The 12,247-nt window shown below is 64.0% G+C and carries 11 protein-coding genes and 2 riboswitches; of the genes, 5 read left to right on the forward strand and 6 right to left on the reverse strand.

Annotated features, from left to right (window positions below; genetic code table 11):
• Positions 1-107 precede the first annotated feature (107 nt).
• The 5 genes from cobM to fabF form a co-directional block, all read right to left on the reverse strand.
• Positions 108-854, reverse strand: a complete 747-nt coding sequence (cobM, locus tag HX821_RS29985) for a precorrin-4 C(11)-methyltransferase (RefSeq protein ID WP_008431975.1) — start codon at positions 852-854, stop codon at positions 108-110.
• An 83-nt stretch (positions 855-937) separates the two neighbouring features.
• Positions 938-1,330, reverse strand: a complete 393-nt coding sequence (locus tag HX821_RS29990; protein WP_177037243.1) for a cobalamin biosynthesis protein — start codon at positions 1,328-1,330, stop codon at positions 938-940.
• Positions 1,327-2,025 carry a CbtA family protein gene (locus tag HX821_RS29995; RefSeq protein WP_087694356.1) on the reverse strand — a complete coding sequence of 233 codons (699 nt, stop codon included), beginning with the start codon at positions 2,023-2,025 and terminating at the stop codon, positions 1,327-1,329. The genes HX821_RS29990 and HX821_RS29995 overlap by 4 nt, the downstream gene beginning before the upstream one ends.
• Before the next feature lie 11 nt (positions 2,026-2,036).
• Positions 2,037-2,225 carry a CbtB-domain containing protein gene (locus tag HX821_RS30000; protein ID WP_003217883.1) on the reverse strand — a complete coding sequence of 63 codons (189 nt, stop codon included), beginning with the start codon at positions 2,223-2,225 and terminating at the stop codon, positions 2,037-2,039.
• Positions 2,226-2,321: 96 nt separating this feature from the next.
• A riboswitch (cobalamin riboswitch) is annotated at positions 2,322-2,538 on the reverse strand.
• 36 nt (positions 2,539-2,574) lie between these two features.
• Complete coding sequence (fabF, locus tag HX821_RS30005; protein WP_177021151.1) at positions 2,575-3,843, reverse strand: beta-ketoacyl-ACP synthase II; 1,269 nt, start codon at positions 3,841-3,843, stop codon at positions 2,575-2,577.
• Positions 3,844-3,956: 113 nt separating this feature from the next.
• Here fabF and HX821_RS30010 point away from each other — a divergent pair, with 113 nt between their 5' ends.
• From HX821_RS30010 to HX821_RS30030, 5 genes are all read left to right on the forward strand, one after another.
• On the forward strand, positions 3,957-4,475 hold the full coding sequence (locus HX821_RS30010) for a helix-turn-helix domain-containing protein (RefSeq protein WP_177009805.1): 519 nt from the start codon (positions 3,957-3,959) through the stop codon (positions 4,473-4,475).
• Positions 4,472-4,674: riboswitch (cobalamin riboswitch) on the forward strand. Its footprint overlaps the gene before it by 4 nt.
• A gap of 92 nt (positions 4,675-4,766) precedes the next feature.
• Positions 4,767-5,828 (forward strand): cobalamin biosynthesis protein CobW, encoded by a 1,062-nt coding sequence (cobW, locus tag HX821_RS30015; RefSeq protein ID WP_003217887.1) that lies wholly within the window; start codon positions 4,767-4,769, stop codon positions 5,826-5,828.
• Positions 5,829-5,831: 3 nt separating this feature from the next.
• The gene (gene cobN / locus HX821_RS30020) at positions 5,832-9,605 is read left to right on the forward strand and encodes a cobaltochelatase subunit CobN (protein ID WP_177037245.1); all 3,774 of its coding nucleotides are present in this window, start codon (positions 5,832-5,834) and stop codon (positions 9,603-9,605) included.
• Complete coding sequence (locus HX821_RS30025; protein ID WP_177037247.1) at positions 9,605-10,603, forward strand: ATP-binding protein; 999 nt, start codon at positions 9,605-9,607, stop codon at positions 10,601-10,603. Before cobN ends, HX821_RS30025 begins: the two co-directional genes overlap by 1 nt.
• Before the next feature lie 53 nt (positions 10,604-10,656).
• The gene (locus HX821_RS30030; RefSeq protein ID WP_177037275.1) at positions 10,657-11,259 is read left to right on the forward strand and encodes a VWA domain-containing protein; all 603 of its coding nucleotides are present in this window, start codon (positions 10,657-10,659) and stop codon (positions 11,257-11,259) included.
• Here the strand turns inward: HX821_RS30030 and HX821_RS30035 are convergent.
• Positions 11,216-12,202: a DUF1853 family protein gene (locus tag HX821_RS30035; protein WP_177037249.1), complete on the reverse strand. Its 987-nt coding sequence runs from the start codon at positions 12,200-12,202 to the stop codon at positions 11,216-11,218. The genes HX821_RS30030 and HX821_RS30035 overlap by 44 nt on opposite strands.
• Positions 12,203-12,247: the final 45 nt, after the last annotated feature.

Raw genomic sequence — 12,247 nt, forward strand, 5'->3', positions numbered from 1 at the left:
GGGGCAAGAGCGTTTTGCTTACTTTTGCGCTGTTCAAAAGTGAGCCGCTGTAAGAGCGGAACCATAAGCCGCCGTTACCTAAATAACGGATATGTACCCCATCCCCCTCAGGGCCGATACAAATGCGCATGCCCCGCACGATACAACGACGACTCACCAAAACTGTCACTGGCCAAAACCCGACCCACCAGAATCAACGCCGTACGCCGAAACCCCTTGGCTGCCACCTTCCCGGCAATATCCGCCAGCGTACCAATGGCCCAATCCTGATCCGGCCAGGTCGCCCGATGCACCACCGCAATCGGACAATCCTCCCCATAGTGAGGCACCAACTCAGCCACGATCTTCTCCAGATGATTCACCCCCAGGTGAATCGCCATGGTCGTCCCATGCTGCGCCAGGCTACTGAACACCTCACCCTCAGGCATCGCCGTCTTATCCGCATACCGCGTCAAAATCACACTCTGTGCAATGTCCGGCAATGTCAGCTCAGCCTCCAACAACGCCGCACAAGCCGCCACCGCCGTCACTCCGGGAATGATCTGAAACCCAATCCCAAGCTCCCGCAAAAGCCGAATCTGCTCCCCAATCGCCCCGTACAAACTCGGATCCCCGGAATGCACCCGCGCCACATCCTGGCCTTTCTCATGGGCCGTCTTGATCAGCCCAATGATCTGCTCCAGATGCAACTCCGCACTGTTAACCACCAGCTCCGCCTGATGCCCTTCAAGCACCGCCGCCGGCACCAGCGAACCGGCATAGATGATCACCGGGCAACTGCGAATCAGCCGCTGCCCCTTGACCGTGATCAATTCCGGATCGCCTGGGCCTGCGCCGATGAAAAAGACAGTCATGGATTCATTCCTGTGAAAAAAAGCACGCGAGCAGCCTTCCAGATGAAGATTGCTCATGATCGAGGCTGACGATTATCGGGAATTCAGCCGGCGCAAGCCAATGCAAAGGTGGCCTGGGCGGTTTTTTTGCGGGTGATCAGCAGGGTGGCAGGGCTTTGAGACAGCTGTTCTGCCAGTGCCAGGGCCGCACTTTCCGCGATGCCGTAGCAACCGGTATAAGCAAAAACCGTCTCCGACTTATGGCTCAATCGATCTTCATAGGGCGCCAATTGCGCCGCACTGAAAACCACCAAAGGCAGCTCCAGAATCTCTGCCAACTCAAGTAGCCCCGGCTCATCCTGCTTGAGATCAAGGCTGGCCAGCGCAGTGATGCGCTGACGCTCAATGCCACCCTCGGCGAGGGCGGCGTTGAACAGTTCACGCAGGATGTCGACAGAACAACCCCGCTGACACCCCAGGCCAACCGCCAGGATCATGCCGAATACTGACCATCACGGTTACGGCGAAACAGCCAGGCACTGATCAAGCCCAGCGCCAGCCAGAAGGCAACGTTGGTCAACTGCGAGGCGATCTTGAATTGAGCTTCCAGAGCCTCCGGCGCCAGCATCGAGTGGACTTCCGGCTGTGGTGCGCCAATCACATGGGGCACAGCCAGGATCGCCACGCCCAGGATTTTCAGCAGCCAGTTACGACCGAACACGATCAGCGCGATACCGGCAGCGGTCGAAGCGGCAGTGCCGATCCACCAGATTTGCCGTTGCGCCAGGTCTGCCGCCGCAGTCCCCGGCAATTCAGGCGGCAAGCCCAGGGTCGGCGCCAACACAAAGGTGGCGTAACCGGCCAGGCCCCATAGCAGGCCTTGGGCCGTACGGGTCGGTGCACGCAGGGTGTACAGGCCGGCAAGCATCAGGGCAAAACCTACGGCGACCACCAGGTTACCGCCCGTAGTCGACAGCACACGCTGCCAGCCATCTTCCGGCTCCCAGGCTTCAGCGTCGTGGGTGTGGGCCGTGGCATCGGCATGTTCATGCACCTCGGTCGCGGCCGGGGCGTTTTCGAAGGTTTCCGCCTGCAGGATCAGCGGGGCAACCCAGAAGCTTTGCAGCAAGGTCAGCAGCAAGGCGGCCAGGAGGCCGGTGAAACCTGCGGTTTGGGCAATACGCTTGATCATGTCGGCAGGTCTCAGTGGCACGGGAACGCAGCGCTGTGGCGGGTATCGTGGGCGGCGTTGTGCACCGCTTCGATGTGCGAGAAACCGGCGAAATACACCAGGCACGCGCCGAGGATCGACGCGCCTATGGCGGCAGTCAGGCGTTGGCTCAGGGTGGCGGTGGTGCTGGCGGTAGAGGCGGTGCTGCTGATGATCGACATGGCGCGTCCCTTCAGGGTTTCAGGGTGACACGAGCGCATGAAAACCCCGCGAGCCAGGCACGCAGGGTTCTGAACAGCGCCCGCCCACCGCGGGTTTGTTATCTGATTTTTTCGGGCCGGTCTCCGGGCTTGCGAGGGGCCTGGGCCTTGAAAGCATCACCTTCCCATGCCGTAGAGGCACAGTGGTTTTGATGCTTCACTCGCTTACCGTTGCGGGGGCAGCACCGGACTCGTTACGCCCTTGAGTAAAGGAACATGACTCACCGGTTTCCCGTTTCACCCTGTGAAGGGCACCCGAAACAAGATGTGTAGGAGAGCATGGGCGGGCGATGGGCGTCAAATCGCCGGGTTATTGCCAGCGTTTGAACAGCACGCTGGCATTCACGCCGCCGAATCCAAACCCATTGGAAATCGCGTATTCAATCGGCAACGACCGAGCTTGGCCCCGGACCATATCCAGTCCTTCGGCAGCGGGGTCCGGGTTGTCCAGGTTGAGGGTCGCCGGGGCAATCTGGTCGCGCAGGGCGAGCACGGTGAAGATCGCCTCGATCCCGCCCGCGGCGCCCAACAGATGGCCGGTCGCCGACTTGGTGGCGCTGATCGCGACGCTGGCATTTGCACCGAACAGCGTATTGATCGCTGCCAGTTCGCCGTTGTCGCCTACGGGGGTCGACGTGGCATGGGCGTTCAAGTGCTGGATCTGTGCGGCGCTGATCCCTGCCTGCGCGATCGCCAGTTCCATTGCCCTGCGTGCACCCGAGCCATCTTCCGGGCCCGAGGTCATGTGATAGGCGTCGGCGCTGGTGCCGTAGCCCACCAGCTCTGCAATAGGCGTCGCCCCGCGAGCCAATGCATGCTCCAGTTCCTCGATCACCAACAGCCCGGCACCTTCGCCCATCACAAACCCGTCGCGGCCTTGATCGAACGGGCGGGAGGCCAATGCCGGCGTGTCGTTGTAATCGCTCGACAGCGCACGCGCCGCCGCGAAACCGCCGAGGCTGACCCGGTGGATGCAGGCTTCGGCGCCGCCACACACGGCGATGTCGATTTCGCCGGCACGGATCATTCGCGCAGCATCACCAATCGCCTGTACGCCGGCGGCGCAGGCAGTGACGGGGGAGCCCAGCGGACCTTTCAGTTGATGCTGGATCGACACGTGCCCGGCCGCCATGTTGCCGAGGAATGACGGGATCGTGAACGGCGACAGGCGGCGAGGCCCTTTGCTGTCAGCCGTACGAACGGCCTCGGCAATCGCGGGAAAACCACCCACGCCGGAGGCGATGATTGTCGCGGTACGTTCCTGCTGCGATGGCGTCTGCGGACTCCAGCCAGCCTGGGCCAGGGCCTCTTGCGCGGCGGCCAGGGCAAACACGATGAACCGGTCCATCTTGCGTTGTTCCTTGGCCGGGATGACAGTGTCCGGGTCAAAGCCGGCTTCAGGGTCCTGGATGCGGTCCAACACTTGGCCGCCGATGCTGATTGCCAGGTCGCCGATCAATGCCTCGGGTAGCCTGCGAATCCCGGATTCACCGGCCAGCAGGCGCTTCCAGGTCTGTTCCACGCCGGTTGCCAGCGGTGTCACTGCACCCATGCCGGTCACAACAATTCGCTTACTCATGATCGCTTAGCTCCGCAAATTTCAGGTTGGTAGCAATGCATGGACGAAACTATCATTATGAAAGTAACATCCGATAGCTGAAATTTCCGTAGCCGCCCCAAAGAGGAACTGCAATGCAACGTAAGTCGCTGGTGAATGCCGAATGCCCGGTAGCCCGTGGAGTGGAACGGGTAGGCGAGTGGTGGAGCATCCTGATCATGCGCGACGCGCTGCAAGGTTTGCGGCGTTTTGACGAGTTTTCCCAGAGCCTGGGAATCGCTCCGAACATGCTCACCCGCCGGCTCAACAGCCTGGTGGAAGCGGGGCTGCTGGAGCGCCGGCAATACAGCGAGCGGCCGCCCCGTTTCGAGTACGTACCGACGCCGGTTGGCGAGGATTTCCGGGTGGTGATCATGGCGTTCATCGGCTGGGGCAACCGCCATTTCGCCAACGAAGGTGAAAGTCTGCAATTGGTCGACCGGAAAACCCGGCGCCCGGTGGAAGTGGCGGTGGTGGACGCCGACGGTGCACGCGTGTCCGTCGAGCAATGCAGCGTCCAGGCCGGTCCGGCGGCGAGCGAAGGCATGCTGGAGCGCCTGGCGCTGCTTAGTGCCAAACGCTCGGACATTGACCCGTCCCCGCGCACTGCGTAGCCTTGCACCTTCGAGGTTCTTCGGCCCAGGCCGAAGCTAAGAAGGGAACGCGGTCAATGCCGCGGCTGCCCCCGCAACTGTAAAGGGTTTATCTGACTGCCACGCCACTGCCTGAACAAGGCGGGAAGGCGCAGCCAGCGCCGGCATCACCGCCGGCAAGCCCCAAGCCAGGAGACCTGCCTCGCAACCGATTTTCTACTTCAACCGGGCGGGGTGATCCGGTGGCGAATTCTGCTTCTGCGCACCTGCGCAGGGCCACTCGTCCCGTATGCCCGCCCCAAAGGGCATCCGATGAAAACACTGGCCAAACTCCCCGTCACCATCGTTACCGGCTTCCTCGGCTCGGGCAAGACCACCTTGCTGCGCCACATGCTGGATAACGCCCAGGGGCGCCGCATCGCGGTGATCGTCAACGAGTTCGGCGAGCTGGGCATTGACGGTGAAATCCTCAAGCAATGCTCCATCGGCTGTACCGAAGAAGAGGCGAACGGCCGCGTCTACGAATTGGCCAATGGCTGCCTGTGCTGCACGGTCCAGGAAGAGTTCTTCCCGGTGATGCGCGAACTGGTGGCCCGTCGCGGCGACCTCGACCATATCCTCATCGAAACCTCGGGCCTGGCCCTGCCAAAACCCTTGGTCCAGGCGTTCCAGTGGCCGGAAATCCGCAGCGCCTGCACCGTTGACGCCGTGATCACCGTGGTCGACAGCCCAGCCGTGGCCGCCGGCACGTTCGCCGCCTTCCCGGACCAGGTTGACGCCCAGCGCAAGCTCGACCCGAACCTGGACCACGAATCCCCCCTGCACGAGCTGTTCGCTGACCAACTGGCCAGCGCCGACCTGGTGATCCTCAACAAGTCCGACCTGATCAGCCCTGAAGACCTGGCCCGTGTGCGCCTGGAAGTGGCAGAAGAACTGCCGCCGGCGGTCAAAATCATCGAAGCCAGCAGCGGTCGCCTGCCGCTGGACGTATTGATCGGCCTGGGCGCGGGCTCGGAAGAACACATCGACGGCCGCCACAGCCATCACGATCATCATCACGAAGGTGAGGACGACCACGACCACGATGCCTTCGACTCCATCTCCATCGAACTGCCTCAGGCCGACGAAAGCCTGCTGCTGGACGCCCTGACCCAACTGGTGGTCAAGCACGGCATCCTGCGGGTCAAGGGCTTCGCGGCGATCCCGAACAAGCCGATGCGCCTGCTGATCCAGGGCGTGGGCACGCGTTTCGACAAGCACTTCGACCGCGCCTGGCGCGCCGATGAGCCGCGCGCCACGCACCTGGTGCTGATCGGCCAGGAACTCGACGCCGCGTTGCTCGAAGCGCAACTGCGCGCTGCCCTCAGCGTTTAAACCATGCATCTGCTCAGGACCCAGCCCGGCGGTTTCGTTTCGGATGACAACATCGCCGACCTTGGGCAAACCCCCGCCGAGCTGGTGATCCTGTGCAGCGGTGATTCCAGCCTGGCGCTGCTGGCCGAAGCGGCCCAGCAGTTGCCCGAGGATTACCCGAGCCTGCGCCTGGCCAACCCGATGCAGGTGCAGAACCATGCTTCGGTCGACCTGTATGTGGATGAGGTGCTGCGCCACGCCAAGGTCATCCTGATTTCGCTGCACGGCGGCATCGGTTATTGGCGCTACGGTATCGAGCGCCTGGTGGAGTTGGCCGAGCGCGGCGTGCAGCTGATCCTGGTGCCGGGGGATGATCGCCCGGACCCGGAACTCAGTGGCCTCAGCACCGTGGGCGCCGAGGAACGTGACCGGCTCTGGCACTTCCTGCGCCAGGGTGGTTTGGGGAATGCGCTGGATTTCTATCGTTGCCTGGCCGCCGGCTACCTTGGCCGCGATTACGCCTGGAGCGAGCCGCAAACCCTGCCGCGCACGGCGATTTATCATCCGCATAAAGCCAATGCCCGTCTCAACGATTGGCAGGCTGACTGGCAAGCTGATTTTCCCGTGGCGGCGGTGCTGTTCTACCGCTCCCATTTGCAGGCGGCCAACACCGGCTTTATCGATGTTTTTTGCCAGCGCTTGCAGGCCGCGGGTCTCAACCCGCTGCCGATGGCGGTGGCCAGTTTGAAAGAGCCCGGCTGCCTGACCGTGGTCGAGGATTTGCTGGACGAGGTGCACGCCTCGGTGATTCTGAACACCACCGGTTTTGCCCAGTCCAGCCCCGAAGCGCCGCACCTGCGGCCGTTTCGCCGCAATATTCCGGTGATCCAGGCGATTTGCGCCCAGGACAACGAGCCCGGCTGGCAGGCCAGCGAGCAAGGCCTCGGCCCACGTGACCTGGCGATGCACATCGCGTTGCCGGAACTGGACGGGCGCATCATCAGCCGGCCCATCAGCTTCAAGGACCTGGCCTGGCGCAGTGAGCGCAGCCAGTCGGATGTGGTGTGCTATCGCGCACAGCCGGAGCGCATGGACTTTGTCGCCGAACTGGCGCGGCGCTGGGTCGAACTGGCGCGCGTGCCGAATGGCGAAAAGCGTATCGCGCTGATCCTCGCCAACTACCCGACCCGGGACGGACGTATCGGCAACGGCGTGGGTCTAGACACCCCAGCCGCCGCGCTGAATATCCTGCGGGCACTGAAAATCCAAGGTTATCCGCTGCCGGACGAGCTGCCGGAAAGCGGAACGGCACTGATCCAGGCGCTCTTGGGCGGCGTCAGCAACGACCTGGACAGCCTCGACTTGCGTCCGTGTCATCAGAGCCTGGCGCTGGATGACTACGAGGCGATGTTCAACCGCTTGCCCGAGTCCAATCGCCAGGCCGTGTTGGCACGCTGGGGTACACCTCATAGCGATCCGATGTTCCGCGACGGCCGCATGATGATCGCGGGCCTGCGTTTGGGCCTGACCTTCGTCGGCATCCAGCCGGCCCGGGGTTACCAGGTGGACGCGAGTGCGGTCTATCACGACCCGGACCTGGTGCCGCCCCATGGCTACCTGGCGTTCTACTTCTGGTTGCGCCACACCTACGGCGCCCACGGCGTGATCCACGTTGGCAAGCACGGCAACCTGGAATGGCTGCCGGGCAAGGGCGTCGGGCTTTCCGAGAACTGCTGGCCCGACGCACTACTGGGGCCGCTGCCGAATATCTACCCGTTTATCGTCAATGACCCGGGCGAGGGCGCCCAGGCCAAGCGCCGCACCCAGGCCGTGATCATCGACCACCTGATGCCGCCGCTGACCCGCGCCGAAACCTATGGGCCGTTGCGCGACCTGGAGTTGCTGGCCGACGAGTATTACGAGGCACAACTGCTCGACCCACGGCGTGCCCGCGAACTGCAAAAGGACATCCTCAAGCTGGTGCGCGAAACCCGCATCGACCAGGAACTGGCCCTGGACGAAAATCTCGACAGCGACGCCGATGCGGCGATCTGGCTGCCGCGCCTGGACACCTACCTGTGTGACTTGAAGGAGTCGCAGATTCGCGATGGCCTGCACATTTTCGGCGAGTCACCCGAGGGCCGCTTGCGCATCGACACCTTGCTGGCGTTGTTGCGTATTCCGCGTGGCGATGGGCGCGGGCCGCAATCGAGCCTGCTGCGGGTATTGGCCAAGGCCTTCGACCTGGGCTTCGATCCGCTGGACTGCGCCCTGGCCGAGCCGTGGACCGGGCGCCGGCCATTGGTGCTGCAGAAGATCGACACGCAGTTGTGGCGCACCGCCGGCGACACCCGTGAACGCCTGGAGCTGTATGCCGCGCGCTTGATCGAGCAGGCGCTGGAAGGTGCCGTGGAGCAGCTTGAAGAGCCCGGCTGGGAAGACGTCAAGGCGGTGATCGAGAGCTTGCGCATCGTCGTCGCGCCACGCCTGGATGCCTGCGGCCCGGCGGAAATGCGCGGGTTGCTGGATGCCTTGAACGGGCGCTTCGTCCCGGCCGGGCCCAGCGGCGCGCCGAGCCGGGGCCGCCTGGACGTGTTGCCCACCGGTCGCAACTTTTTCTCGGTGGATGTGCGCAACCTGCCCACCACCACTGCCTGGCGCATCGGCTTCCAGTCGGCGAACCTGATCCTTGAGCGTCACCTGCAGGATCATGGCGACCACTTGCGCCAACTCGGCCTGTCGGTGTGGGGCACTGCCACCATGCGCACCGGCGGCGACGACATTGCCCAGGCCATGGCGCTGATGGGCGTGCGCCCGGTGTGGGCCACGGGCAGCCAGCGGGTGGATGACTTTGAAATCCTGCCCATCAGCCTGCTGGACCGGCCACGGGTGGATGTGACCTTGCGCGTGTCGGGATTCTTCCGCGATGCGTTCGCCAACCTGATCCGCCTGTTCGATGCGGCGGTGCAAGCCGTGGCGGCGCTGGACGAACCCGACGACCTGAACCCTCTGGCGGCCAAGGTGCGCAGTGAGCGCGAGGCTTTGCGCCTGTCGGGCCTGGACGAGGACGCGGCGGCGAAGCAGGCTGGTTGGCGGATCTTCGGTGCCAAGCCCGGTGCCTATGGTGCCGGCGTGCAGGGCGCGATTGATGGGCGCTTGTGGCAGAGCCGCGAAGACCTGGCGGAGGTTTACCTGAACTGGGGCGGCTACGCCTATGGCGGCTCCGACGAAGGCACCGCCGCCCGCGAACAGTTTGCCCAGCGTTTGAGCCAGGTGCAGGCGGTGTTGCAAAACCAGGACAACCGCGAGCATGACCTGCTCGACTCCAATGATTACTACCAATTCCAGGGCGGCATGCTCGCCGCCGTGGAAACCCTGAGCGGCGACAAGGCCGCCAGCTATCATGGTGACCACAGCCAGCCGGACCTGCCGAAGATCCGCACGTTGAAGGAAGAGTTGAACCGGGTGATTCGTGCCCGTGCGGCCAACCCGAAGTGGACCGAAGGGGTGAAGCGCCACGGCTACAAAGGCGCGTTCGAGATGGCGGCCACCGTGGATAATCTGTTCGCGTTCGACGCTACGACGGCGTTGATCGACGATCATCAATACGCGTTGCTGGCGGATGCCTACTTGCTGGACCCGGACACCCGCGCCTTTGTGCAGCAGCACAACCCGGATGCCCTGCGGGACATGACCGAACGCATGCTCGAAGCCCAGCAACGCGGCATGTGGCAGGAGCCTGGGGCGTACCGCGAGGCGTTGGAAAACCTGTTGTTGGATATAGAAGAAGGCAGTTGATGACCGACATTCCACATTTCCCGCTGTCCGCTGTGGTCGGCGCCGACGACTTGAAACTGGCCCTGTGCCTGACGGCCATCGACCCGAAGATCGGTGGCGTGCTGATTGAAGGCCCGCGCGGCATGGCCAAGTCCACCCTGGCCCGTGGCCTGGCGGACCTGCTCGCCAGCGGCCAGTTCGTCACGCTGCCGTTGGGCGCCACCGAAGAGCGGCTGGTGGGCACACTCGATCTGGACGCGGCACTCAGTGAGGGCCGCGCACAGTTTTCCCCCGGCGTGCTGGCCAAGGCCGACGGCGGCGTGCTCTATGTCGATGAAGTCAACCTGCTGCCCGACCACCTGGTGGACCTGCTGCTGGACGTGGCCGCCAGCGGCACCAACCTGGTCGAGCGCGACGGGATTTCCCACCGGCATTCGGCGCGTTTTGTACTGATCGGCACCATGAACCCGGAAGAGGGCGAGTTGCGCCCGCAATTGCTCGACCGGTTTGGTTTCAACGTGGCGCTGAGCGGGCACACCCAGCCGGCCGAACGCGGGCAGATCATCCGTCGCCGCCTGGATTTCGACAGCGACCCTCAGGGTTTCTGCGGGCAATGGGCCGACCGGCAGGCCGCGTTGCGTGAGCGCTGCACCCGGGCTCGCGCATTGCTGGAGAGCATCCCGTTGGATGACCAGGCGCTGGCGCAGATTACCGAGCGCTGCTTTGCCGCCGGCGTCGATGGCTTGCGCGCCGACCTGGTCTGGCTGCGTGGCGCACGTGCCCATGCGGCCTGGCGGGGTGCGACGGCTATCAGCGAAGAAGATATCGAAGCGGTCGCGGAATTTGCCCTGCGCCATCGTCGTCAGGAGCAATCCCCGCCTGCAACGCCGCCCGCTGGCGGTCAATCACCCAAGCCCAATGATGCACCTGAAGGCCAGGGCCAATGGGGCGACATGCCCGCACCCGCCTTGCCGATAGGTGCTCGCCGTGATGTGCCCACCTGGCCAAAAAAGCCCTAGGCATCCGCCCCAAACCTGACGCGGGGGCGGATGCACGGCCCAAGGCGGGTCGACTGAACAAGGGCCGGCACGGCCAGGTGCGCAGCGCGGCCGAAGGTTCGATCAACTGGCCGGGCACCTTGCTCGGCGGGCGGCCGCAACGCCGCGAAGATTTGTTGTATCAACTGCGTAGCCGTACGCCCCATGAGTTGTGGCTGGTGATTGTCGATGCTTCGGCCTCCACCCGGCGGCATCAGGCGCTTAGCGATGCCAAGGGATTACTGGCCCAACTGTTCGACGATGCCTATCGACAGCGGGCGCGCATGGCGTTGCTCACCGCGAGCGGGCAATCGCCAAAGTGGCAGGTGCAGGGATTAAAGGCGGCAAAAGGGCTGGGTCATTGGCTTGATGGCCTCGGTGCAGGCGGTGGCACGCCATTGTTGGCAGCGCTGAACGAAGCGGGGCACTGGTTGGCGGCTCGTCGCAAGCGTTACCCGGTGGAGCAGCAGCGGTTGCTGGTGATCACCGATGGACGGCTGAAAGATGTGGCAGGGCTGCCGCCGCTGGACTGCCCGGGCTTGCTGGTGGACATCGAGCGCGGCCCGATTCGGTTGGGCCGTTCAAAGCAGCTGGCTATGGGGTTACAGATTGACTATCGGCATATCGATAACCTGTAAGCGCCGGCACGTTCGGCCAAAGATCCGCCACCAGAAACAACCGTTCGGCTTCTTCCCATTCGCGTTCGCTGTTTTCCACCAGGCGCACCAGCAACTGCGCGGGCGCCATGGGGTCCAGTTCGGTTAGCCAGTGCTGCATCCGGGCCGCGTCCCAGGCCTCGTTCGCCGGGTAGTGCGCCGGCGCCAGCCATGCGTGGCGGGGCAGCGGTTGCCAGCGTCCTGCCGGGCTTTGCTCGATAAACCTCGACCAATCGCGCTGATGCAGCCAGCGGCCATTCAGGTGTTGGGGATGCGCGCCCTGCGGCGCCTGCGCCATGCCCGGCCATGGGTAGAGCAGATACCCGCCCAGCCACAGATGGGCATCAAAAGCCTGGATATCCAGCGCGGCCAGGACCTCGCGGCTCTCCGGCCGGGCGGAAATCGGCAGTTGGTGCTGGGCCAGGTGGGCCAGCTTGCGGTCGAGCCGGTCATGACAGCCGGGGCCGAGCCATTGCGCGGTGTCCCTGCCATTACCGTCCTGGGGCCCGAGGTAGAGTTTGATCGCCAGTTCCAGATGATGCACACCGTCACGGTCCCGCAGCAGCATGTCCAGCTCGCCCAGGGTATGCCCGGCCTGGCGGATCGGCAGGTTGGCCGCCAGCAGCTCCACGCCCGGCGCATGTTGCACGGCGAATTGCCACAGCCGTTCGTAATACAACCCCAGCCGGCGGGTGCGTGCCTGGCTCAGCCAATGCAGCAAGGCACTGCTGTCCTGGTCCAGCTGGCGCAGCCACTGCTCCAGCAAATGCGGCGCCTGCACCCAGTCGCTGCCGGTCAGCGGGTGGCGTTGTGGCCACGGCGTTTGCGCGAGCATCGGCGGGGCGAGCATCACCCACGCGAGATCGCGCACCTCGGGGTGACGCAGTTGGCGGGGCAGGTGCTGCAAATCAGGGAACAGAGTCATGGTCCGAGCATAGCCTTTTACAGCCGGGAAGGGGGCTGAGAACCG

Source organism: Pseudomonas sp. B6001, from assembly GCF_013386015.1.
Taxonomy (GTDB): Bacteria; Pseudomonadota; Gammaproteobacteria; order Pseudomonadales; family Pseudomonadaceae; genus Aquipseudomonas.

What these genes read in the sequence shown, in the direction of transcription:
- HX821_RS30035 (WP_177037249.1), bottom strand. Translation starts at nt 12,202, where the DNA reads ATGACTCTGTTCCCTGATTTGCAGCACCTGCCCCGCCAACTGCGTCAC.
- HX821_RS29995 (WP_087694356.1), bottom strand. Translation starts at nt 2,025, where the DNA reads ATGATCAAGCGTATTGCCCAAACCGCAGGTTTCACCGGCCTCCTGGCC.
- cobW (WP_003217887.1), top strand. Translation starts at nt 4,767, where the DNA reads ATGAAAACACTGGCCAAACTCCCCGTCACCATCGTTACCGGCTTCCTC.
- HX821_RS29990 (WP_177037243.1), bottom strand. Translation starts at nt 1,330, where the DNA reads ATGATCCTGGCGGTTGGCCTGGGGTGTCAGCGGGGTTGTTCTGTCGAC.
- HX821_RS30000 (WP_003217883.1), bottom strand. Translation starts at nt 2,225, where the DNA reads ATGTCGATCATCAGCAGCACCGCCTCTACCGCCAGCACCACCGCCACC.
- fabF (WP_177021151.1), bottom strand. Translation starts at nt 3,843, where the DNA reads ATGAGTAAGCGAATTGTTGTGACCGGCATGGGTGCAGTGACACCGCTG.
- cobM (WP_008431975.1), bottom strand. Translation starts at nt 854, where the DNA reads ATGACTGTCTTTTTCATCGGCGCAGGCCCAGGCGATCCGGAATTGATC.
- HX821_RS30010 (WP_177009805.1), top strand. Translation starts at nt 3,957, where the DNA reads ATGCAACGTAAGTCGCTGGTGAATGCCGAATGCCCGGTAGCCCGTGGA.
- HX821_RS30025 (WP_177037247.1), top strand. Translation starts at nt 9,605, where the DNA reads ATGACCGACATTCCACATTTCCCGCTGTCCGCTGTGGTCGGCGCCGAC.
- cobN (WP_177037245.1), top strand. Translation starts at nt 5,832, where the DNA reads ATGCATCTGCTCAGGACCCAGCCCGGCGGTTTCGTTTCGGATGACAAC.